Here is a 23196-nt window from a genome sequence, read left to right as displayed (position 1 = left end):
TTTTATGTTTTCTTATTAGTTCTGCTGAATCTTTTTTTGAAATTCTGCTGAGAAAACTTCTCGGTCTTTGCGGAGTTTTTCCAAAGTTTTGGGAAGGGTATAGCTGAAAATTGGGGTGTTTTCGGAGTTGAGGAAGATGATATGCTTTTCCTCACCGTCAATCATTTGAGAGAAAATATCCCACATAGAAGTTTCTTTTAGTTTTAGGAGTTCGAAAAAGTCAGGAGCTTTTATTTGTATTGTTTTCATTGCGTAAAAGTAAGAATTTAGAAGAATAAACCGTTACATTTGTGGTATGATTTCACAGGCTACGATAGATAAGATTTTCTCTGCAATGCGGATAGAGGAGATTATTGGCGAGTATGTTCAGCTCAAAAGGGCAGGCACTACATTGAAGGGGCTTAGCCCTTTTCAGGATGAGAAAACACCAAGTTTTGTAGTCTCCCCGAGCAAGCAAATCTGGAAAGATTTCTCCTCTGGAAAGGGGGGGACGGCACTTTCTTTCCTTATGGAAATAGAGGGCTTTAGCTATCCCGAAGCACTGAGATTTGTTGCTAAAAAATATGGAATCGAGGTAGAGGAAGACCGAAAGGAACTCAGCGAAGAGGAGAAACATCAGCGCTCCGAGAGAGATTTACTCTATAAAATAAATGAAGTTGCCAATGCCTACTACCAAGAGCAACTTTGGGAAACGGAAGAAGGAAAAGCTATCGGGCTCTCATACTTTAAGGAAAGGGAACTGAAAACCGAGGTTATACAGAAGTTTCAGCTGGGCTATTCTCCAGAGAAAAAAGATGCATTTACCGAATATGCGCTCTCCAAAGGCTATTCAAAAGAGATACTTGAAAAGTCTGGGATTTCTATTTTTAGGGAGAATAGTGGGATTGACAGATTCCGCGAGCGGGTAATCTTCCCTATCCATAGCTTTTCGGGGAGGGTTTTAGGTTTTGGTGCGAGGATATTAAAGTCCAATGTAAAAGCTGCGAAATACCTTAACTCGCCAGAGACGGAAATTTACCATAAATCCAATGTGCTCTACGGCTTGAACCAAAGCAAGCAAGCGATTTCTAAATATGACAAATGCCTTTTGGTTGAGGGGTATATGGATGTGATTTCCCTACACCAGGCGGGGATAGAAAATGTGGTCGCGAGCTCGGGAACCGCCCTTACCGTAGAGCAGATAAAACTCATTAAAAGGCTTACTGAGAATGTAACCATCCTCTTTGATGGAGATAAAGCAGGGATAAAAGCCAGCTTCAGAAGTATAGATTTACTCCTTACACAGGGGATGAATATTAGAGTTTTGCTATTCCCAGACGGTGATGACCCCGACAGTTTTGCGAGGAAACATCCAAGAGATTATGTAGAGGCGTTTATCGATAAGCATTCGCAGGATTTTATCGATTTTAAAGCAGAAATTCTCTTCAAAGAAGCCGATAATGACCCGATAAAAAAAGCAGAAGCAATTCGGGATATCGTAAAATCTATAGCCCATATAGAAAATATCCTGAAACAGGAAGTCTATATAAAGGAGGTTTCTACAAAGTTTCAGATTAGTGAGCCATCGCTCTTCAATGAATTGAGCGTACAGCAACAGATACTCAGAGGGAATTCTTCTGCCGAGAGGCAGAGGCAGCCCACTATAAAACTTGAGGTTATAAAATCCAAAAGTTCGGAGCTGGGGGTAAATCCGCTTCTCGTCCTTGAAGAAAAATTGGTAGAGCTGATGCTCAAATACGGCAATTATGTACTGCAAAGAAAAGATGAGGAGGGAAATGACTACAAAATAACCGCAGTAGAGGAGATTATTAACTATTTTGATGAAGATGATTATTCGGTAATCTCACCCGTAAATCAGATGATTATTAATGAAATTAAGGCGGGCTTAGCAGAGGGAGAGCTCCGTACCGATAGCTTTTTTCTCACCCTGATGGATGAAGATATTACCAAGAAAATCGCCGATATATCGGTAGAGAGATACCATACCAGCAATTGGGAAAAGTACAATATCTATTTCAGCCGAGAAGAAGAGGTGGTTCCTAAAATAATAAGCGACAGTATTTACAGACACAAACGAGAATATGTAGTAAGCCTCATACACGAGATAAAGAAGAATTTGGAAGATTCGGAAAATAAAGAGGAGGATTACTTAAAAATCGTGAAGCTCACTCAGCTTAAAAACGAAATTGATAAAGTTTTCGGAAGTGTGAAGATCGACCTTATGAGAAATCAAATTTAACCAAATCATCCAGGTTTTTGAGTAGAGGATTAATCTCTAAAAACTTCTCAAAAGTACTTTTTTCACTTACAATTTCTCTTTTAGTACTCACATCAAGCGTATATTCTACAGAGATATTGAAGTGCTTGGTCTTGTGCTTAAAAGCATTAAAGAACTCAAGCTGTATCGCTTCAAATTTATCTTTTGCCGTCTCTGATGGATACTTTATTTCAATTGTATTTTCGCCAGTTTTGGTTAGAACAAAGCCATTAATAGCCGCATAGACTACTATATTTTTCACTTTCAGCAGTTCTAAGAATTTATTCCATTCCGTCTCTAAATCCGTTTGAGAAAAGTGCTGATTGGGTAGGGGGGCATTGCTCACCTCTGTTTCCGTAGTCTCTGTTTTCTCCTCGCTGTTGAGTTTGTTGTGTATATTAAACTTGGAAGCAACGGATTTGCTCCCCGCCAACGGCTTTGATGCCTTAGGAATTGAGATTTCTTTTCTAAGCTCTGAGAGGTCGGCTGCTGGTTTTGGGGCACTTTCTGTTTTAGTGGGCTTGGTTTTCTCTTGATGAGGTTCCGCTTGGTCCAAGAAAGGAGCGATTATTCTAAACTTTTTTTTTTAAGCCCTTCTGTTTCTGCCATCAGGCTTGAGAGCTGCATTAATGCAATTTCTACCGTCAGCCTTGGGTTTTTGGAGGTTTTGTAATTAATATCGGCAGTGTTGCATATTTCTATGGCATCAATCAACAGTTGAGGTTTCCACTTTTTGCTTTGCTCGGCAAATTTAGCTTTTGTTACTTCGCCAACTTCTATTAAGTTCAGCGTATTGGGGTTCTGAGCCATCATTAAATCTCGGAAATGGCTTCCAAGCCCTGCAATGAAGATATGCGGGTCAAATCCCTTTTTTACGATTTCATTAAAGGCGGTGAGAACCTCTGGTATTTTGGTTTCAAAGGCTAAATCAGCGATTTTCAAATACTGGTCATAGTCCAGCACATTTAATACTTCTGCAGCTTGTTGTAATGTGATATTCTTTTGGGTAAAGGTAGAGAGCCTGTCAAATATAGAGAGTGCATCTCTTAGAGCGCCATCGGCTTTTTGTGCAATGAGGTAGAGGGCATCATCTTCGTATTGAATATTCTCTTCCTGTGCAATTTTTTTTAGGTGATTCTGAATATCCTCAATGCCTATTCTTTTGAAATCATAGATTTGGCAGCGGGAAAGAATGGTCGGGATAATCTTATGCTTTTCCGTAGTTGCTAAAATGAAAATAGCGTGTGCAGGAGGCTCTTCCAATGTCTTTAAAAAAGCATTAAATGCTGCCTGAGAAAGCATATGAACCTCATCTATAATATAGACTTTGTATTTGCCTACTTGTGGAGCAAAACGAACCTGGTCTATAAGATTTCTAATATCATCTACCGAGTTATTAGAAGCCGCATCGAGCTCATAGATATTATAAGCGAAGCCATCCTCTGATGTAGAGCCATCTTTTTCATTGATTTTTCTTGCGAGAATCCTTGCACAAGTAGTTTTACCCACCCCACGAGGACCACAAAATAAAAGAGCCTGAGCAATCTGCCCATTCTCTATTGCGTGTTCCAAAGTATCAGTGATGTGTGCCTGCCCAACAACGGTTTCAAACTCTTGAGGGCGGTATTTTCGGGCCGAAACAATGAAATTTTCCATACGCCAAAAATAGGTATTTTTATTTTAATACTATTGTTTTAGTGAGTAATTATTTTTTTACGGGAATTTTCTACCCCATACATTAGAGAGATTTTTTTCTAATTCTGCCCTCCCCATCCCATCAATGCAAAAAAGGGAGCGTGCATAATGAAAAAAATAGGAAAAACGCCCTCTGAGGGGTCTCTATATAGGTTGATGACAAAAAAACGCTCCAAAAATTTTTTGCGAAATCAAAATCGTGAAGATTTAAAGGGTTTTTGCTTGTTTTGTTATTAAATCAATAAAAAAACGCTGTTTTAGTTTTAAAGGAGCTTGCCAGAGAGTAGTAGCCCTGCTACGGAGAAGTAAATAATCAGCCCTGTAACATCTACAAGAGTGGCAACGAAAGGTGCAGATGAGGTAGCGGGGTCAAGTTTCAGTTTTTTCAGGATAAAAGGCACCATAGAGCCAGAAACCGCTCCCCATAGTACGATAGCCACCAGAGAAATCCCTACGCTGAAGCCTATGGAAACCCAGAACTGACCATAATCTATAAGCCCCGCTTCTTGCCAGAGGGCAATTCGTAAGAAACCGATAGCGCCTAATATGCTTCCGAGGAGTGTGCCTGTTATAATCTCTTTGCGCATTACATACCACCAGTCTTTTAATGAAATTTCTTGCAGAGCCATTGCCCTGATGATAAGTGTTGCTGCCTGCGAACCAGAATTCCCTCCACTGGAAATGATGAGAGGGACGAAGAGTGCGAGTACCACTGCTTTTTCAATCTCGTTTTCAAAGTAGCCCATAGCCGTTGCTGTGAGCATCTCGGAGAGGAAGAGGATAACGAGCCAAAAGCCCCTTTTTTTTACCATTTCCCAGATAGAAGTATCGGTATAAGGCAGGTCGAGAGCTTCCAAACCCCCGAATTTCTGGATGTCTTCGGTGTTTTGTTGCTCTATCTGGTCGAGGATGTCGTCTATGGTTACAATCCCTACCAGCACCCCTGCTTCGGTGATGATGGGCAGTGCAGAGCGGTCGTATTTCTCAAAGTAGGAAACGGCGTCTTCCTTCGTTGTAGTGGTAGTGATTGCCACGAAGTGGTTATCGGTAATATCAGAGACCAAAGCGTCTTCCTCAGAGAGGAGGAGATTACCTATGGTAAGGTCATCAATCAGTCTATTTTTTTCATCAACCACATAGAGGTGGTTCATTGTTTCCACTTTTTTTCCCACCTTTTTAATTTGTTCAAGGCACCTTTTTACTGTCCATTCCTTTCGGATTTGGATGTAGTAGGGCGTCATCAGTCGGGCAATGGAATTGGCATCATAGCCTAAGAGTTTGAGGGCAACCCGCCTTTCCTGAGGATTAAGGTGGTTGATGGAGTATTTTATCAACTCATCGGGAAAGTCTTCAAAGAGTGCCGTACGGTCGTCTGGCGTCATCGCATTAAGGATTTCCGAAACCTCTTCACTTCCGATTCTCCTAATGGTTTCCTCTTGAAAATCTGGTGCAAGATGAGAAAAAACCTCTGCTTTATATTCTTTGGGTACTTTTAAAAAGGCAAGTACGCGCTCGTCTGCGTGAAGCTCGCTCAGAGTTTCAGCAATATCGGCAGGGTTGAATATAAGCTCGGTTTGATTCACGATTTCTCCTCTTATTTGCGGTGCAAAAGTAGTTTAATTTCATAAAAAATGAAAATAGATACCGTAGGCAATTGTGGCAATTAATTAAACTTCTATTTTAATAAGTCATCAATAGATAATCTTATTTTCTTAGTTAAATAAAAACTCTCTGTGCAGTGGATAAATGCTTCAGAGGCTATCCGTTTGTGTTTGGTGGGAGGGTGAGGCTTTTTTATTTTTGCACTTTGATTTTTTTTGAAGAAAAAGATGAAATTAATTAGGTTTATATTGATTTTTGGAGCCCTTTGGGGAAGTTTGATAAAGGCGCAAGAGGATTCATTGAATGTAGAACTGAAAAAAATACATAAGAAAACCAATATTTTAAAGGAAAAAGACTCTTTGAGAGAAGTTTTGCTTAGGGAAGAGTTTGCAAATCTGGCTGCACCCAAGTCTGCAGAGCTCGAAAAGTATAAAAAAGAGCTTAGAAGGATTCGGGAGGATGATTCTCTGCGATTGGCACAGGAGAAAGAGGAGATTAACAGGCTTCGGGAGAAAGTGGAGCCACATTTAGTACAGTTTGATCACAAAATACTCTTTAAAATATATTCTGGTCTGGGACCTTTCTCAGCAAAAGATAGAGCCCTCAATGCTACTCAACAGATAGAAAAAGTTTTTGAGGGAAAAATTTATATAAAAGACTCACTGAAAGCACAAAAAGCACATAATTATATCAATATTCTATACTCGGGAAATATTATTACAAGTATTTCCGAAGAAGATGCCCTCTGGGAAGAATCTACTCAGGAAGAGCTTGCAGATAGGTACCTAAACATCATACAAACAAGCCTAGAGGCGAGCAGAGAGGCGCATACTTTTGAGAATACGGTGAGCCGTTGGCTGCAAGCGCTGGGCATTGTAGTGGGGTTTGTACTCCTTTCTCTTTTGACTGACAGGCTTTTTGGTTTTGTGATAAGGAAAATCATCCGCTCTTGCGAGAGGAAAGAAGGTGGCCTCGAGGTGAAAAACTATCAAGTGATGAACAACCGCCAGCTGAAGAAATTCCTCGTCAGAATCCTGAAATGGCTCAGAATCATCATCAAAATCTTCCTGTTTGGCGTGAGCCTTAGCCTTATTTTCATCGTCTTCCCTGCCATTGAGCACTGGATGATGATGCTTTTGCATTGGCTATCCGCCCCATTGAAGGAGGTTTTTGACTCATTTGTGGAATATATTCCCAATATGCTGAGGATTATCATCATCCTTATCGTCGGGAACTACTTAAACAAGCTGCTGAGGTTTATTACCATAGAAATAGAGAGAGAAAAGCTGAGAATAAAAGGTTTTCACACGGAATGGGCAAGGCCAACTTACCAACTGATGAGGATTTTCCTGGTTGCCTTCACCATTATAATGGTTTTCCCCTTCCTACCAGGGGCAGATACCAGCGCATTTAAGGGAATATCTGTCTTTTTTGGGGTCATTCTTTCCTTAGGTTCGTCCTCTGCCATCGCAAATACCATTGCGGGCTTCATCATCACCTATATGCGGCCTTTTAAGGTGGGCGATTGGATTAAAGTGAACGATATTACGGGCGAAGTGATAGAAAAAACCGCCCTTGTAACGAGGCTGAGAACCATAAATAACGAAGATGTTACCGTACCTAACTCAATGATTCTCACAAATAAGACGATTAATTACAGTTCCTCCACACCAGAAAAGGGATTGATATTAAATGTAGAAATGAGCCTGAGACACGATATCCCATACCACACGATCAACCATTTAATGATAAAAGCGGCGCTAGAAACAGTGGGAATAGAGCCTTCACCTGCACCCTATGTCCTTAAAAATAAGATTCTGGAAACCAATGTAGTCTACCAACTCAATGCCTATACACTACAGCCCGATAGAATGTTTTACATTATCTCTGACCTTAATGAAAATCTCATTAAAACCTTCGAAGAAGCCGGCATACCAATACTTAGCCCTGTATATTACCCAAAACCAAAGACTGATTAATGCAAATAAACCTTATAGAATCTATCTATAATTATAAATTATACATTAGATTTGGAGGATTATATGAAATTTTATACTTTTGCCGCTCAAATTTTTAATAATACAGAATTATGAGAAAGATTATTCTTGGAGCTATAGTATTAGGAGCAGGATTATTCTCCAATGCTAATGCACAAATCCAAAAAGGTAATTTGATAATTGGTGGAGACATCTTCGGTGCTAATTTTGGACTGAACAAAGGTGGAGGATATAACTTCAATCTTCAACCGAAAGCAGCTTATTTTGTAGAAGATAATGTAGCAGTCGGTGGATATGCAGACTTAGGTTTCAGTGGCTCGAACGGAGGACAAACAAAATTCACTTATACAGTAGGAGCTTTGGGAAGATATTACTTATCACCAGGACAAGGTGGCGTAGATAACCTTCTAAAGCACGGAAGATGGTTCTTGGAGGCTAATGTAGGCGTAGGTGGAGAATCAATTTCCAAAGGAGGAAACTCTGCTAACGGTCTTGGCTTTGGCTTCGGACCTGGATACTCTTATTTCTTGACACCGAACATCGGACTAGAGGGAGTTGTTAAATATGATGCAAATGCGGGCTTTGGTAATGGAGGTTATACCCACAATATTAAATTTGGTTTAGGGCTCAACATCTTTATTTCTACTGCAAAGGCAGAAGAAATCATTAAAAATGTAAAATAATTTATATTTCATAGTTGTAGAATCTCCACTCAGTTTTTTTGAGTGGAGATTTATTATATATCTCTTATATATTGATGATATCCATCTCACCGCAGAGTGGGCGCTCAAATAAGCTGGCAAAGGGCTGGTTTTTATAGTTCGGATTGCCCATAATGTGCATAGATTTCGTAATGGCAGCTTCCGCAGTAATATTATGACCGCTAATGGCCCCAACTTTATGGAAAATATTTGAATTGGAATACTTCCCAATGGCTATTCCGCCAGATACACACTGGCTGATAACGACAATCTCTATCCCTTTATCTCTAATTTTCATTAAAGTGTCTTCAGTATCTTTGTTATTGAATATCGTACCAGAGCCAAAGACTTGAAGCACCAGAACTTTCACCGTAGGAAGGATGGAGAAGTGCTTAAGATTCATACCTGGGAAGATGCGGACGAATAAAACATCAGTGGAGAGGTGGAAGTCGCAATAAAAATCCTCACCCGAAGGGGGGCGGTAGAGCACTTCTTTATCAATATTGAGATGTACCCCCGATTGCCCCAGCACAGGATAGTTTGGGCTTTGATAAGCATCAAAATACTCGGCAGAATGCTTCAGCGAACGGTTTCCGCGCAGGAGTTTATACTCAAAATAGAGGGCGATCTCCTGTATTACAGCCTCGTTACCATCATAAAGACTGGCGTAGTAGAGGCTCGTCAGGAGATTCTCCTTAGCATCTGTTCGGAGGTCTCCGATCGGGAGCTGGGAGCCCGTTAAAATCACAGGTTTCTTTAAATTTTTGAGCATAAAACTAAGAGCAGAGGCGGTGTAGGACATTGTATCCGTACCGTGCAAGATGAGAAAGCCATCGTAATCCTCATATCGCTCTTGGATACAGCCTGCAATGCGTTTCCATTCCTCAGTACCTACATCTGACGAATCCAGAGGCTCTGGGAAGGAGTAAAGAGAGACTTCGCACTCAAGTAGATTCATTTCGGGAATCTTTCGGAAGATATGTTCAAAGTCAAACGGCATAAGGCTACCTGTTTCGTAGTTCTTTTCCATACCTATCGTCCCTCCTGTATAGATAATGAGCACTTTCCTTTTCATTATTTCAGAAAAATTTTATCGATAATTAGAAATGAAAGCTTTGCCCAAGCTCTGGGAGGAGAAGTTCTACGCCATTCTCTTCAAAAACCTGTACAGCAGCCTTATGATCTATGCTGATAGGAGGAAAAGTATCAAAATGAGCACCGATAACTCTTGGAGTTTTAATGAGTTTTGATGCTGCAAAGGCCGCCTCTTGAGGAGACATTGTATAATGCCCACCGATGCACAAAATACTGAGGTTTATCTTTCCATAAAGCCCTTCGAGCAAGCCCATATCGGCGATAGCACCAGTATCTCCCGAGAGGTAGAGGTTATATTCTGGCATTCTCAATACAAAACCTGCCACAGTGCCTCCATAACTCCCATCTGGAAAGGAAGAAGTATGAGCAGCAGGTACCATACTGAGCATCAGCTCACCAAGATGAGCCGTACCTCCTATATTGAGGTCTATTGATTTAGAATGAGAGAAGTAAGCGCAGATTTCGGGTTGAGCGATGAGAGAAGCATCGGGGTGATGCTGCAAAACCTCTTGCACATCTGCGGTATGGTCTGCGTGAGCGTGGGTTATTAGCACAAAATCTATTCTCTGAGCAGCGATATCAAAGCCCGATTTTTCCTTTTGATAGTTATAAAATGGGTCGGTAATGATCGTTTTTTCGTTATAAGAAATTAAAAAGCAGTTTTGACCTAAAAATCTTATTTCCATAGAATTATTTTTTAGAGGTTGAGTTTAATGCCCAAATATAAACATTTCAAAATAAACCTTGCCATCCTTGTGAATCATTTAATTCTTAGTATATTTACCGCATTAATTAATACTTATAATAATGAACATCAATTGGAAAACAGCGAAAGAATACGAAGACATTACTTATAAGAAATGTAATGGAGTGGCGAGGATTGCAATCAACAGGCCTGAGGTGAGAAATGCATTTCGGCCGAAAACAACCTCAGAGCTTTACGATGCTTTTTATGATGCGTATGAGGATGCATCAATTGGGGTAGTTCTCCTCACAGGGGAGGGCCCGAGCCCGAAAGATGGGGGCCACGCCTTTTGCAGTGGGGGCGATCAGAAGGCTCGTGGGCATCAGGGATATGTAGGGGAGGATGGTAGGCATAGGCTGAATATCCTTGAGGTGCAGCGGCTTATCCGATTTATGCCAAAGGTGGTCATCGCCGTAGTGAATGGATGGGCTGTAGGTGGTGGGCATTCGCTTCATGTGGTCTGTGATCTTACCCTTGCCAGCGAAGAGCACGCGATTTTTAAACAGACAGATGCCGATGTAACCAGCTTTGATGGAGGATACGGTTCGGCATATCTCGCAAAAATGGTGGGGCAGAAAAAGGCGCGGGAGATATTCTTCCTTGGGAGGAATTATTCCGCAAAAGAAGCAGAGGCTATGGGTATGGTAAATGCCACAGTACCACACGAAAAACTAGAGTCCACAGCCTATGAATGGGCTCAGGAGATTTTGGCAAAATCGCCTACCTCCATACGAATGCTTAAGTTTGCTATGAATCTAACAGATGATGGTATGGTAGGCCAGCAAGTCTTTGCAGGAGAGGCTACTCGCCTTGCTTATATGACGGATGAGGCTAAGGAAGGAAGAAATGCTTTCCTCGAAAAAAGAAAGCCCGATTTCGGAGAGAATCAATGGATTTCATAGGTGAAAAATCCAATAGATAGAGGATGAATCCTTAAAGGAAAGAACCAATACACTATATGCAGAAATATTACCTGTATCAAGGTTCTTCTTGCTAACAATTGGTTATTGAAAAAAAATCTATATCATAGAAAAAAGATAATCTGTACTCAATGAAACAACTCATCTATGTATTTATAGGAGGTGGGGTTGGGAGTCTGTTAAGATTTTGGCTGTCTAATTATACACAGAAGTTTTGTCAACTCCATCATTTCCCTATTGGAACACTTGTAGTAAATATTTTGGGATGTTTTATTATGGGATTGCTATCATCTTGTATTAATGTAAATTCAACATCTCTCCGTCTTCTCTTAATGATAGGTTTTTGCGGTGGTTTTACTACTTTTTCTACATTCTCAGCAGAGAGTATTAGCCTTCTGCAAGAGGGGAGTGTCATTACAATGTTCCTCTATATAGTATTAAGTCTAATATTGGGCTTTTTTGCTTTTGTTTTGGGAATGAATATTATAAATAAAGTATATTGATGGTGAGAATTTATCCCTGATTAGGATATAGATGATGAGCAATCTGTTTAGAAATTTCGTCTAACATCTTATATCTATTGCGATACAGAGCTCTTTTGTGGGTTTTTATCTCTTCCATTGGCTTGCGGTAGAGCGTTGTAGGGAGTTTAAACCAACCTTCGGTATATTCCTCTCCTCCTGCCTCTTTCCAAAGAGCGTTATAATCAAAACTCAGTTTATGCAACCAGTCAATATGGATGAAGTGCTTTTTATTATGGGCTTGTATGCGGTTACTAGTACCTAAAATTTGGGAACAACCAAGTTGTCGTGCAATTTCCTGAACAATAAAGATAGCCAGAGCTTTTGGTCGCAGTCCATACATCAGTTTTTGAAGGTCTTTTACATTGTTTTCCACAGCTGAAAGTCTGTTGCCCTGTACACAACCGATAAGGCAGGTATAATTTCCATTTTCTTCCCGCTCTATACTGAATGCCACTTCATAGATAAGCCCTCCTAATTGCTCGCAATTAATAGATGCTACAAATTCACCTTCTTTTCGGAATCTTTCATTGTAGCCGAGATAGATTTCTCCTTTCGTTTGTTGGTCTTTAAGGATAAATTCTGAGATTTTAATGGGAGATGAATTTTTTACTACTCTTCTAAGAAAGGTATTGGTGTTTGCAAGGGCATATGAATCAAGGATAACCTTTAATCTTCTATTTTTATCCCACTTTGTTGAAAGATATACCCGAAAGGGTTTAAAGAAAAGTCGTGGGCGGCTCTCAGTAAGCCATTTGTTTTCTTCCTGGCTGATAAAGCTGAACCACTTTTTGGCAAAACCTAAATTTAGAAAACTATGAAAGAGTATTTTTCTCTTCTGTTTTATGATATATTTTGGACTTTCGGTAGAAAATCCCCTGTCTACCATTTCTTTTGCGGTTTTTATTAACTCCTTAGTTGTCATCACACTTTTATCGTCAGTCTTCATCACTATATCATTTAAAATATCCCCAAAAATAAGTTTTTTTCTAAAACTCATTAGCGGAGTGATTATTATCTATGCCACTTTACTCTCTAATGTTTTTGTAATCTTTTAAAACAGGAGAAAGTATGATTATCAATATATCTCTGATGCACTGTTTGGAAATTTAGGGGAAGAATGTATTTTTGTATTAAGGAAAAAATGGGAGCGGTCTATTGGCTATACAATAAAAGTCCCAGAATAAAGTTTTTATACCAATTATTAGAGAACAAAATCGATAGATTAATGAATAAGATACTGGCATTTGCTTTCATTGCTTTGTCATCACTGGCATTTTCTCAGATTAAGGAGGAGAAGCTTATACTCGAAAGAAAACGAGAGCCTGAAGTGAAGAGAATTGAGAAGAAAAAGGCAGCTGCACCTCTTGAAAAGAACTATCCGCCTAAGGAAAAAAAGGTGGAGGATTCGCTAAATCTGAAGTATGATATTATTGATGTGCCTTCGGTTTCTGATTTCCAGACATCTACGATACAGAGGACAGACATAAACCTAAAGCTCTCGAGAGAAAGTCAGAATAACTACTTCCGAATCGGTTTTGGAAACTACGGTAAGGTGCTGGCGGACGGAAATATATCCAAAATGCTGGACAACAAGATAGAGCTGGGAGGGGATATCCATTACCTATCGACCAGTGGGCTTAAAAAGCAGTACGATTGGGATTCTGGGCAATACAATGCCGATTTGGCAGCCTTTGCAAAGCATTATGGCGAGAAAGGAAAGGCTTCTGCAGTGGTAGAATACAGCCGAAATAGTTATAACTTTTATGGAATTTATAACAATGATTTTGCTGTGGGAAAAGACCTCAGCCAAGCGACAAATCACCTTAAAGTCAATGCCTACTATGACTATTATTCCAATGAAATCCTCAATGATGTTCGGGTGAAATCCTCTTTTTTGAGCGATAAATTCAAGGCGAATGAATCAGCAGTGGAAATGATTGCGAATTTATCAAAACATCACTTGGATTTATCGAGTGATATCCGTCTTAATGCAGATTTGGGGCTAAATTTACTCTATCAGAACACCGATTTTGAGGTAGGAAGTCAGCATAACTCGAGTTTTCTCAACTTTGAGTTCAATCCAAAACTGAGTTTCTTCAAAGGAGAGTCACATCTTCGCTTGGGGTCTGGCTTTTCCTTCTTTAGTTCCAAGAATAGCAGCCTTGCAATCACTGAGCCTGAAAAATTCTCTAAGATATATTGGTTCCCAGAGGTGGAGTTCCTCCTTGCGGTTGGGAGTCCATTTAAATTCTATGGTGGGGTAGATGGTGGATTGAAAATTAACTCCTATTCCAGTCTATTGAGTGAGAATCCTTACCTCCTGCCAGACCAAGAGCTGAAACCTACACAGACCAAGTACAGATTCTACTTTGGATTAAAGGGGGATATCTCCGAAGCCTTTAAATATGATGTTTCTGCAGGTTTTTTAAAGCTTAGAAATATAGCTTTCTTTAAGGCAAATGGCTTTCCAGATAGCAGAAGTCCAGAGCAACCTTATGAATTTTCAAATACTTTCTCTGCATTGTATGATAATGGCAGTCAAAGTTTTGTAAAAGGCAGCATACACTACTTCCCGATAGCTAATGTAGTGATAGATGGAGAACTTTCTTTCCAAAAATATACCCTTGATAACCACGAATATATCTATAATGTGCCGCTTGTTAAGGCAGAATTGGGGGCGACCTCCTTTATGTTGGGCAGGAAACTCCAACTAGGGGTAAAAGGCTTCTTCGTAACGGATAGAACCAGCAATTCTTTCAGTTTAGTTTCTTCTTCTCTTCCTTATCCAGTGCTTGAAGAGGATAAAGACACCAAGGTTGGGGGGTATGCCGATATAAACCTCTCTGCAGAGTATAAACTTCATAAAAATTTCAGTATATTTGCCCTCGCAAACAACCTATTGAACGCTAATTATCAAACTTACAAAGGGTATAAGGTCTTAGGAACACAAATACTTGGCGGTTTGAAAATCAGTTTTTAAAATCAGTTGGAAATATGCAAATGGTCGCATAGTTTAATGGATAGAACTTCGGATTTCGGCTCCGACAGTGAGGGTTCGAATCCTTCTGCGACCACAATCTACTTTATAAATCATGTGTTTATAAAAATTGGGGACTAAATCAGGAACTTTTTAGATTCCTGATTTATTATTAATACAAAAAAGGCTACTGTAGAGAGTAGCTTTTATTATTGATCTCAAAAGTTAGGATATGGTATTATTTATTTAGATATTTTAGTTCTTTTTTTTGTTAGAGGTCCCTTATATCCTTTTGATCCTTTTAAATTTTACTTTTTGTAATGTTCCTGCAGGAGCATTAGGATGATTATTTGGTACCCATTGTTTTACCCTAACAGCATTTATATCTTTTTTGCTACCGTTACTATAAGTTATTTCTACAGCTTTCCCATTCCTCCCCATTCTATATTTCAAAGTATTAATCTTAATACCTCTTCCCATTCCTCTCCCATACATAAACTCATATCTGGCTTGTTTGGAAAAGTACCCTCCTAAAATAAATGCCCTATCCATATAATGATAATCTCTAAGGGCATATATCATTTCAAATTCAACTAAAGCTCCTCCACTGAAAAAATTAAGTGCCTTTTCATACCAAGTTCGTTCTTTAATTGATGGAATAGGGTCTTCTCCTCCCATCTTATGCATCACATGATTCAGCCCAGCAATAATCTCTCCTATTGCAGCTCCCTGCCAAAAGTTCCCTCCACTCAGCTCTGCTCCTATGTCTCCACTTAATGTTCCAAAGAATATCTGTCCCCCTGCACTACTAGACCAAGACCCTACAATTTGTCCAAAGGCTTCTGCTCCTAAACTTCCTCTGGATCAAACCATTCTTTACGCTTAGCCACTTCTATCATATGGGAAACTTTAATAACAGGATGTTTTTGTTTGTATTTAGGAGGACTTAATAATAACCAACTAAATAAGCAACCTAAGGGAGAAGGGGTAGGATTGAAATATTTCTCAATATCTAAATAGCCTGAATTTATATCAAATTCTTTAAAAAAATCATTCATCAAGAAAAATGCTTCATCATCTAAATAATCAGGATGGTTTATGATATAATCTTTTTGAACTTTTTTTGAAATATTTTTTTTGAAAAAAAATAAAACTTTATCTTCTATACTCATAATTAAAAATTTACTTAGGGCTATTAATAAATTTATATCCTCCATATATCATGGAATCTGTACCTATTAATGCAGAATTTCTTCCTATAAATACTCCTAAATTATTGGTTCTCCATAATTACTTCTTAACCACATTGCAATACCTTTTGACCATCTTGGATAACCTTCTGATGTCTCTTTTGGGATATGCTATTCACTTTTATAAGATTTTCAAATTTATGTTTTTAAATAAATATGGTTTGAAGATAGAATTTTAGAATTTTCCTCTTTTTTATATTTATAAATGATATTTATTTTATAAACAGATTTCTTTGGTAGTAGGAGGTAATTAAAAAATTTTGTTTTACTATTATAGTAATTTTTGTAAAAATCAGCTTCTTTATATTTTTGGATAGGGAATGTTAGTGTGATATTTTCATTTTTTTTAAGTAAAAAAGAATTGTTATCTTTTTTTAATGAATATAGCTCATTGTAATTATTGGAGATAGAAATAAATCTTGAAGAAGGCTTATTATTAGTATACATAATAAAAATATAAAATGTGTTTTCCTGAAGAGTATCTATATCGTTTATATTCTTATAAATAATATATTTATAATCATATTGGTTTTTTATTGATAACTCATAATCACAATTATTAAATATTGTTACTTTTAAATAATCAGTGTCGATATTATTTATTTTAATACCTTCTTTTTCTGATAATTTAATTATGGGTAACAATAGGACTAATAATATTTTTTTCATTTTTCCATACAATTTAAACTTTCCAAGTTATTGTTTCTATATTTTTCATAAAATATACTTCGTAAAGAATCTATGTACTTATTTAAATCAGGACTTTCATAAAAATCCAATGCTTTCTTTAAGGTCATAGTAGTTTTAAGATTTGGGTTATCTGTTGGCATACTGGGGGAATAGTTTTTCATAAGCCATTTATTAATCATTTTTTCATAATTTTCATCGGTATAAGAAGGGTGTTTTGAGGAATAAAAATCAATTTTAAGACAATATTGATGATATAGCTCTGTTGAGGATAGATCAAATAGTGAATCTATCTTTTTTATATTATATTTTTTTTCTTCTTGCTTTATAGACTTTTCATACAAATCTATAAATGCATATCTTCTATGTTTTGATAATAGAATTTCTATTTTCATTTTATCCTCTTTTTCTTTAATTTTTTTATTTGAGAAACACTGAATAAAAAGGATAAATATCAAAGGGTAATACATATATTTCATACTTAGTAGAATTTATTATAATGATTTAGATAAAGTGTATTTCCAAATCTTGGGTTTCCATTATTTCTAAAAACTATATCAACATGATAAATCTGTCCTTTTGCTTCAAATTTATTAATAAACTGAATAGCTATACCAAATTGTGACATATTAGCCCCTCCATTAAATGAAATGAATCTAGAATCTATTGCCTTATAAAAGCTAGTTGCAGATGTATAATATTTTTTACCTTTTGCTCCATAATAATCTCCTCCTATATCAATTTTAGACTTTTCAAAAGCAATACTCATCCTAATTGCACAAGTGTTTTCATACTTACTTGGATTCTTCAAATATTCTTGATAGAGAGCTCCCCCCACTTCTTTATAAACAGATTCCGCATCAGGATATTTATCATAATTTGGATAATTACCACCTATTAATTCTATTTCATTTTCTGTAAGCCGTCTTTTATTGATAGGCTTTCTTGGATCTTCACCTCCAAGTTTATGCATCACATGATTTAGCCCTGCAACAATACCGCCTATTGCAGCTCCCTGCCAGAAATTTCCACCTGTAAGTTCAGCACCTACTCCTCCAGACAGTGCTCCAAAGAAAATTTGTCCTCCAGTGCTACTAGACCAAGACCCTACAATTTGTCCAAAGGCTTCTGCTCCTAAACTTCCTAAAGCTCCACTAGCAAAACCTTGAAGGAAATCTCCCCCTTGTAACACAGATAATACTCCCTGAGACACTCCATGTGCTGCTGCCTGAGCTAAAAACTTAACTCCCCCTAATGCTTGAACTACCTTTCCAGCTGCAAAAAGCTCTCCTAATCCAAAGGTAGCTGCTCCCGAGATGGCTCCAAATAGAGTTGCTTTTAAAGCTCCTCCAATATTCCATGATCTAAATTACCTGTAACAGCTAGTATCTAAAATAATCTATATACTATCATTCCTATACATTTTTAGGTGTATAGTTGCTTTTACCAATCAGCTTTATACTTTTTCCAGTCTTCTGGGATTTTCTCCCATTTTTCATACACTTCACATTCCATTACATCATTAAATGTATGATCATGTAATATATATATTTTATCTCCTTCTATTTTTACACTTAATGTTGCTATATATATTCCTCCTCCTTGAAACGCAAATTGATCGTCTATTTTTATTTTATTATTTTTGGTATAAATAATACCTCTCATCCCTGACCTACTGGGATCTCTATTAACATCATCATACTCAATATTTTGTCCATTAGGAGAGGTTAAAGTTCTAAAATGTCCTGTTGGATAAAATTGTATTACTCTATTTACATCAGGAATTTCACCACCTATATTATTGTAATTATCATCCGAAAAATATGAGTATTTTTTTTTATAAAAGTAATTTATATCTATATTTTTATATACATCCTCCCGAAAATATTGGATATTTCTAAATACATTCCCTTTTGGAACTTTAGTTCCATTGTATAAAATCTCACTTTTAATACAACTATTAAGAAATAATACGCCTAAAAAAAATATAATTCTATTTATTCTTACCATGATGTAAACATATTTTTTGTGTGAGATTGAAAATAGGGTTTTATTCCTTTTGATAAGACCCCAAAACCAGGCTGTGGAGATAGCCAAGAATGTGCTAAAATATTCTGTATCGGATAAGATGTTTATTTTTATCTCATTTATTCTTTAAATACTTTACCAGTCTGGATACTGTCCCTCTATATTTTCTTTTGGGAGTTTTATTTTTTTTAAAACTTCTCCATGTTGAGGATGTGATTTCCTATACAAGATAATACTATCACCTCTTACAAAACCAAAACTCTCAGATATATATAAAGTACAATCTCCTATAGTTAATCTTTTTATCTTAATATTTCCTACAGAATCTACTTCATAATATCCCATCTTTGCTTTTTTAGAGTCAAAAATATATTGCTCTATTGGGGTTTCTTTTTCTATGATAAATAATCCCACCTTACCATTAGAATAAAACTTCGAATAAGCATTATATGGATATGTATTTTCTGAGCCTAATTGATAATAATTAGAAGAAAATGATGCATAAGAATAATATACAGCCATTGTATCTATGATATCATTATAAGTATTTTTATATCCTTCTATACTTTTTCTAGGAAGCCCATATTCTGATCTAAGTCCCGTGTAACAACATGATACAATAGAAAAAGTACCCAAAATTATTTTTATTAAATTTTTTACCATGATGTAAATTTATTTTTTGTGTGATATTGAAAAATATGTATACTACTCCTGCTTAATCAATTGTAAGGAACCAATTTTATAAATGGTTGATTTGATTTTTCACTTCTAAAAATTAAAGAATCTCCATTATTTTTCTTTATAAGAATCTCTTTTATCCATCCTCCTCCCTGTGGATGTGTAAAATACTCTTTAATAATAAAACAGCCTTTTTCATCAAGATAATATTTCCCTTTTTTATATTTTGAAGAGACGCGAACTATCTTATCATTATAATTTGTTCTTGAAAAATATACAATATTCCCCTCTTTTGTGAATTGTAGAAAACTATTTGTTTTTCTATCAAGATAATTTTCAATAGGAATTGATTGATATAATTTTGAAGTATCAATTATGGAAAATACATCTTTACTAAACATTTCTTTCTCACATTCTTGTTGGAAAGTACCTTTAGATATAACTATATTATTGATACATCCCAGACAAAAAAGTAAAATTATAATATACAATAAGATATTTTTTCTTGTTACCATGATGTAAATCTATTTTTTGTTTGAGCTTGAAAATATGGCTTCCAATCCCAAGATTGGTCTATATTCTATCTTTTCTTAATATATTTTGTAGTATAACCTTTAGTCTGAGGAGATTTAAGAACATTACCTATAATAGTATCCCCATTAATTTCTAATTCTTCTATAGAAGTGAAATTTCCTTGTACATGTTTATGGCTAAATATAAGGTTTATTTTTCCATTTTTTATACAATATTTCCCCTCATTATACTGATTTTTCTGCTTTCGAAATTCTATAACTTTTCCATTGTTATAAAATCGGAGACCCAAACCTAATTCTTCTAATTTGACTGTGTCTTTTCTTGAATTTATAAAAAAATCCTTATTGTCTAATTCTATCAATCTATAAATGGAGTTTGTGTCTATTTTTCCTAATACTACTTCTTTTAAAACATTATCTTTACTACAGTCTATATTTTCGTGCATAAAAACACATGAATTATATCCCATACAAAGAATGATAGCAAGACTTATTTTTATAATTTTTTTCATTACCATGATGTAAATTTATTTTTTGTGTGAGATTGAAAATATGGATTCCATTTCCAAGATTGGTTCTTAAATCCCCCATCCTTTATTAATCCATGAATGAATCTATCTTGAATAGCATGTCTTACATGCTCACTATCTGTACCAATTCTAAAATTTTTCCAACCTATATAAGCCGCTCCTAATCTATATTTATCTCCTATTTCTGCTACAAATCCTCTTGGATATTTTCTTCCCCAAGATGTTACTCCTTCTACTCTTGGAAAAATCCCATTTTGATCAGACATTCCTGTCTTTTTTTCATATTCTAAATCTCTATATCCTGTAAAGAGGTTTATACCTGCAGAAAAGTCACCTATACTTATATTGAATGCGGCTGTCCTATAGCTATCCCCTTTATCTCCTAATCCTAAATGTTTAATTACGGCACCTCCATCATTTTCATAGTTCATTCTAAAATCACCATGTCTAAATCCAATAATTCCTGTTTTTTGTGCTAACTCTGCCATACTACCAGAACCACTCCACCAATTAGAGCCTAAATTAAATCCAAATTTGCCATCATCATAAGAAAACATTTCAGATTTTCTATACTCCCATCCACTTAGTCCACTTCCTGCATGTGCTGCATAGTACATTACCCCAAAACCATAAGAATAAGAAAAATCTCCAGCATGAAAAGTTGCACTTACATTTGCTCCAAATCCCCAGCCTTTTCCTATGGCAATACTTGGCGAAATATTAAAACTAAAATCACCTATATTAATTTCCCAAGAAGGTAACACACTTGATATTATACTACCAAAAACATAATTAGTGTAAGAAAAACCTGCTGTAAATAAACTTGCATTATAAACTCCCCCAAAAACTGCTCCCGTAATAGTTCCCATCAATATAGACTTACCAAATCCACTCCATGAAAAATTTCCAGTTATTACAGCGTTTAGAAGATATGAACCTGCACCTATTGTGGCACCAACCACCGCTCCTGTTATTATTCCTGCAGCAATTTCATCCAATTTTTATTACTAACTTCCTACAAATTTACTATTAAATAGAGACAGTAAAAACATAAAATAAACAACTTTATTTTAGATTTATTTTTGCAGGGATAAACTCAAAATCTCCTGTGAAATATTCATAAGAACCACATTTCTTATTTTTTATTTTCAATAATACTTCTTTGTTTTTTTTATCTGCATTTTTTAGAATATGAAAATATCCATTATTGTTTAATACAATATTCTCTCCTTGCCTATAATTGGTGATTTTAAAATAATATTCCTTTTCATTATTCGCTTTAATATATTTCAAAAACTCATTTCCTTTGATAAAGGATTGACAACCTAAGCTATCCATCAATGTCTTATCTTCGGTATTAGGAAGTAATTTTCCAACTTGGCTCAGCTGAATATATTCAGGATTACTTTTTTCATATTCATCTTCGTAATAAAAATCAGTGAGCATAGGAAATTCTATTAAAAAATTTCTATTAGTATTATTTCTCAGTTTCATTACCAACATACTATCAATTTCACTCATTCGTGTTTCAATTACTATTTCAGGATTTTCCGTAAAACAACTGCATAAAACGATAGATAAGAAAAAGATAATTGCATTTTTCATATACTAAAATTTGAAAGATTTAATTAATGGTTGTAATAATTTATCTAATTCTAAATGAGATTGTGGTATTTCCCATGATTTAATTACTTGCATCCAATTAGTTGGTTGAAGCCAGCTATTATGCTTAAATAACTCCAAAGACATTTTTCTAATTGAAATATGCCCTAGATCATCAAAAAAAACACCAAATCTTCCAGACCCTTTAAAAGCCGTATTAGCCAATAAAGAAAGATTAGAATTGTTTAAAATAACATGTCCCGTTTCATGGGTGATTACTTCTGTTAAGAGGGCTTTTGATGAAAAGGCATATTTAGAAATATAAATATCACTTTTTATAGTTACACCTAATACATCACCAGAAACTCTTTGACCATTTACCCCTATCTTATCCCAAAAATTCTGTTTATAAAAAGCTCCATCTTTTGCAATAGCATATCCATTAGGGTTTTTTAAGTAATATTTTTGCACACCATAATTACCCAATCCTCCATATCCTTTTTCAAATTCTTTTAATGTTCCATAAGAATATTTTTGTGCTTTATCTGAAGATGAACCCGAGTTCATCGTATCTTCTCTCTTTACCTCATGTACTCTATCTCCTCCTTTAAAGAATTTACCAACTTGCCAACTAATCGCAGCTATAGCCCCGCCAATTATTGCTCCTTTAAATACACCTTCTAAAAAGTTTTGTCCAGTTAATAATGCTGTTACCCCTCCACTTCCAGCTCCCGCTAATGTGCCATTTCCTACAGTTGCCCAAAATCCACTACTACTAAACATCTGTCCTAATGAACCCAAAACCGCTCCTGTAATAGCCCTATAGACTTACCAAATCCACTCCATGAAAAACTACCTGTAATTGCAGTTTGTACCAGATACATCCCAGCACTTATTCCTGCTCCTATAACTGCTGCTGTAGCTGCTGCTCCCCAAAAAGCAGGGAGCGCCGCAAAGATAGCAAAAACAAACTCCCCACTTGGGTCATTATACATTAGTGGGTTGTTAAGTACATAGCCATATTTGTTATAGTTTTGAACATTTTGCTTCCTATATCTGTTTTTCGAGCTCAATTTCGACTAATAAAATTTCATTTGATAAAAAAACAAAAATTTCATCTTCTTCGATATAATTGTTTTTTTTAAGCAAATACAATTCTATTAATGATATTAAATACAAATATTTTTCTAATGATATTTCATTGTTATTATACTTTTTTTTCAATAAAAGTAATGCATCTAATGTGATATTAAAATTATCTAAAATACTTGTATCTAAAAAATTAATACTACCTCTATTTTTATAACTTTTTATAAACAGATTTATATCTTCAGTATTAATGTTTATATTATCTAAATCCATTATTTACTAATTA

At 36.0% G+C, this 23196-nt stretch carries 27 protein-coding genes and 1 tRNA gene; 7 read left to right on the top strand and 21 right to left on the bottom strand.

Annotated features, from left to right (window positions below; all coding sequences use genetic code 11):
* Nucleotides 1-15: 15 nt before the first annotated feature.
* Entirely contained in the window at nucleotides 16-249 is a 234-nt protein-coding gene (locus D8991_RS06145; RefSeq protein ID WP_120489271.1) for a hypothetical protein, read from the bottom strand.
* A gap of 46 nt (nucleotides 250-295) precedes the next feature.
* Between D8991_RS06145 and dnaG the strand changes: the two genes are divergently transcribed.
* On the top strand, nucleotides 296-2239 hold the full coding sequence (dnaG, locus tag D8991_RS06140; protein WP_120489270.1) for a DNA primase: 1944 nt from the start codon (nucleotides 296-298) through the stop codon (nucleotides 2237-2239).
* Here dnaG and D8991_RS06135 read toward each other — a convergent pair.
* From D8991_RS06135 to mgtE, 3 genes are all read right to left on the bottom strand, one after another.
* The gene (locus D8991_RS06135; RefSeq protein ID WP_120489269.1) at nucleotides 2220-2813 is read right to left on the bottom strand and encodes a hypothetical protein; all 594 of its coding nucleotides are present in this window, start codon (nucleotides 2811-2813) and stop codon (nucleotides 2220-2222) included. The two genes, dnaG and D8991_RS06135, sit on opposite strands and share 20 nt — an antisense overlap.
* An 11-nt stretch (nucleotides 2814-2824) precedes the next feature.
* Nucleotides 2825-3913 (bottom strand): DNA polymerase III subunit gamma/tau, encoded by a 1089-nt coding sequence (gene dnaX / locus D8991_RS06130; protein WP_120489268.1) that lies wholly within the window; start codon nucleotides 3911-3913, stop codon nucleotides 2825-2827.
* A 302-nt stretch (nucleotides 3914-4215) separates the two neighbouring features.
* Nucleotides 4216-5535: a magnesium transporter gene (gene mgtE / locus D8991_RS06125; RefSeq protein WP_394364117.1), complete on the bottom strand. Its 1320-nt coding sequence runs from the start codon at nucleotides 5533-5535 to the stop codon at nucleotides 4216-4218.
* 246 nt (nucleotides 5536-5781) lie between these two features.
* Here mgtE and D8991_RS06120 point away from each other — a divergent pair, with 246 nt between their 5' ends.
* Together D8991_RS06120 and D8991_RS06115 are read left to right on the top strand one after the other, a co-directional pair.
* The gene (locus D8991_RS06120; protein ID WP_120489266.1) at nucleotides 5782-7533 is read left to right on the top strand and encodes a mechanosensitive ion channel family protein; all 1752 of its coding nucleotides are present in this window, start codon (nucleotides 5782-5784) and stop codon (nucleotides 7531-7533) included.
* Between the two features lie 110 nt (nucleotides 7534-7643).
* On the top strand, nucleotides 7644-8234 hold the full coding sequence (locus D8991_RS06115) for a hypothetical protein (protein ID WP_120489265.1): 591 nt from the start codon (nucleotides 7644-7646) through the stop codon (nucleotides 8232-8234).
* 64 nt (nucleotides 8235-8298) lie between these two features.
* Here the strand turns inward: D8991_RS06115 and D8991_RS06110 are convergent, their stop codons facing one another.
* The gene (locus tag D8991_RS06110; RefSeq protein WP_120489264.1) at nucleotides 8299-9327 is read right to left on the bottom strand and encodes an asparaginase; all 1029 of its coding nucleotides are present in this window, start codon (nucleotides 9325-9327) and stop codon (nucleotides 8299-8301) included.
* Between the two features lie 25 nt (nucleotides 9328-9352).
* Nucleotides 9353-10033 carry a metal-dependent hydrolase gene (locus tag D8991_RS06105; protein ID WP_120489263.1) on the bottom strand — a complete coding sequence of 227 codons (681 nt, stop codon included), beginning with the start codon at nucleotides 10031-10033 and terminating at the stop codon, nucleotides 9353-9355.
* 121 nt (nucleotides 10034-10154) lie between these two features.
* On the opposite strand from D8991_RS06105, the gene D8991_RS06100 reads away from it, so the two are divergent.
* Nucleotides 10155-10994: a 1,4-dihydroxy-2-naphthoyl-CoA synthase gene (locus tag D8991_RS06100; protein ID WP_120489262.1), complete on the top strand. Its 840-nt coding sequence runs from the start codon at nucleotides 10155-10157 to the stop codon at nucleotides 10992-10994.
* Nucleotides 10995-11143: 149 nt separating this feature from the next.
* Nucleotides 11144-11515 carry a fluoride efflux transporter CrcB gene (gene crcB / locus D8991_RS06095; RefSeq protein ID WP_120489261.1) on the top strand — a complete coding sequence of 124 codons (372 nt, stop codon included), beginning with the start codon at nucleotides 11144-11146 and terminating at the stop codon, nucleotides 11513-11515.
* Nucleotides 11516-11525: 10 nt separating this feature from the next.
* Here crcB and D8991_RS06090 read toward each other — a convergent pair whose 3' ends face one another.
* Entirely contained in the window at nucleotides 11526-12482 is a 957-nt protein-coding gene (locus D8991_RS06090) for a VirK/YbjX family protein (RefSeq protein WP_245957193.1), read from the bottom strand.
* A 279-nt stretch (nucleotides 12483-12761) separates the two neighbouring features.
* Here D8991_RS06090 and D8991_RS06085 point away from each other — a divergent pair, with 279 nt between their 5' ends.
* Both D8991_RS06085 and D8991_RS06080 read left to right on the top strand, forming a co-directional pair.
* The gene (locus tag D8991_RS06085; RefSeq protein WP_120489723.1) at nucleotides 12762-14516 is read left to right on the top strand and encodes a TonB-dependent receptor; all 1755 of its coding nucleotides are present in this window, start codon (nucleotides 12762-12764) and stop codon (nucleotides 14514-14516) included.
* Nucleotides 14517-14538: 22 nt separating this feature from the next.
* Nucleotides 14539-14610, top strand: a tRNA-Arg gene (locus D8991_RS06080).
* Between the two features lie 185 nt (nucleotides 14611-14795).
* Here D8991_RS06080 and D8991_RS06075 read toward each other — a convergent pair.
* The 14 genes from D8991_RS06075 to D8991_RS06010 form a co-directional block, all read right to left on the bottom strand.
* Nucleotides 14796-15191, bottom strand: a complete 396-nt coding sequence (locus D8991_RS06075; RefSeq protein WP_120489260.1) for a hypothetical protein — start codon at nucleotides 15189-15191, stop codon at nucleotides 14796-14798.
* A 170-nt stretch (nucleotides 15192-15361) separates the two neighbouring features.
* Complete coding sequence (locus D8991_RS06070; RefSeq protein WP_162926740.1) at nucleotides 15362-15685, bottom strand: DUF1493 family protein; 324 nt, start codon at nucleotides 15683-15685, stop codon at nucleotides 15362-15364.
* A gap of 216 nt (nucleotides 15686-15901) precedes the next feature.
* Nucleotides 15902-16432 (bottom strand): hypothetical protein, encoded by a 531-nt coding sequence (locus D8991_RS06065; protein WP_120489258.1) that lies wholly within the window; start codon nucleotides 16430-16432, stop codon nucleotides 15902-15904.
* Entirely contained in the window at nucleotides 16429-16929 is a 501-nt protein-coding gene (locus tag D8991_RS06060; protein WP_120489257.1) for a hypothetical protein, read from the bottom strand. Before D8991_RS06060 ends, D8991_RS06065 begins: the two co-directional genes overlap by 4 nt.
* Nucleotides 16930-16931: 2 nt before the next feature.
* Complete coding sequence (locus D8991_RS06055) at nucleotides 16932-17642, bottom strand: T6SS effector amidase Tae4 family protein (RefSeq protein WP_221407574.1); 711 nt, start codon at nucleotides 17640-17642, stop codon at nucleotides 16932-16934.
* A 251-nt stretch (nucleotides 17643-17893) separates the two neighbouring features.
* Nucleotides 17894-18460, bottom strand: coding sequence for a hypothetical protein (locus D8991_RS06050; protein ID WP_120489255.1), 567 nt, complete (start codon nucleotides 18458-18460; stop codon nucleotides 17894-17896).
* Nucleotides 18461-18613: 153 nt separating this feature from the next.
* Nucleotides 18614-19141 carry a hypothetical protein gene (locus D8991_RS06045; protein WP_120489254.1) on the bottom strand — a complete coding sequence of 176 codons (528 nt, stop codon included), beginning with the start codon at nucleotides 19139-19141 and terminating at the stop codon, nucleotides 18614-18616.
* Nucleotides 19142-19197: 56 nt separating this feature from the next.
* Nucleotides 19198-19671 (bottom strand): hypothetical protein, encoded by a 474-nt coding sequence (locus D8991_RS06040; protein WP_120489253.1) that lies wholly within the window; start codon nucleotides 19669-19671, stop codon nucleotides 19198-19200.
* 65 nt (nucleotides 19672-19736) lie between these two features.
* Complete coding sequence (locus tag D8991_RS06035) at nucleotides 19737-20201, bottom strand: hypothetical protein (RefSeq protein ID WP_162926739.1); 465 nt, start codon at nucleotides 20199-20201, stop codon at nucleotides 19737-19739.
* Complete coding sequence (locus D8991_RS06030) at nucleotides 20201-21217, bottom strand: polymorphic toxin type 23 domain-containing protein (protein WP_120489251.1); 1017 nt, start codon at nucleotides 21215-21217, stop codon at nucleotides 20201-20203. Before D8991_RS06030 ends, D8991_RS06035 begins: the two co-directional genes overlap by 1 nt.
* Nucleotides 21218-21284: 67 nt before the next feature.
* Complete coding sequence (locus tag D8991_RS06025; protein ID WP_120489250.1) at nucleotides 21285-21824, bottom strand: hypothetical protein; 540 nt, start codon at nucleotides 21822-21824, stop codon at nucleotides 21285-21287.
* Nucleotides 21825-21827: 3 nt separating this feature from the next.
* On the bottom strand, nucleotides 21828-22622 hold the full coding sequence (locus D8991_RS06020; RefSeq protein WP_221407573.1) for a hypothetical protein: 795 nt from the start codon (nucleotides 22620-22622) through the stop codon (nucleotides 21828-21830).
* Nucleotides 22610-22894 (bottom strand): hypothetical protein, encoded by a 285-nt coding sequence (locus D8991_RS06015; protein ID WP_120489248.1) that lies wholly within the window; start codon nucleotides 22892-22894, stop codon nucleotides 22610-22612. The genes D8991_RS06020 and D8991_RS06015 overlap by 13 nt, the downstream gene beginning before the upstream one ends.
* Entirely contained in the window at nucleotides 22872-23183 is a 312-nt protein-coding gene (locus D8991_RS06010; protein WP_120489247.1) for a hypothetical protein, read from the bottom strand. Before D8991_RS06010 ends, D8991_RS06015 begins: the two co-directional genes overlap by 23 nt.
* Between the last annotated feature and the right edge of the window lie 13 nt (nucleotides 23184-23196).

Source organism: Bergeyella cardium (genome assembly GCF_003614945.1).
Lineage (GTDB): Bacteria > Bacteroidota > Bacteroidia > Flavobacteriales > Weeksellaceae > Bergeyella_A > Bergeyella_A cardium.
The sequence above is the reverse complement of the archived record's forward strand: the minus strand, read 5'-3'. Positions and strand labels throughout refer to the sequence as shown.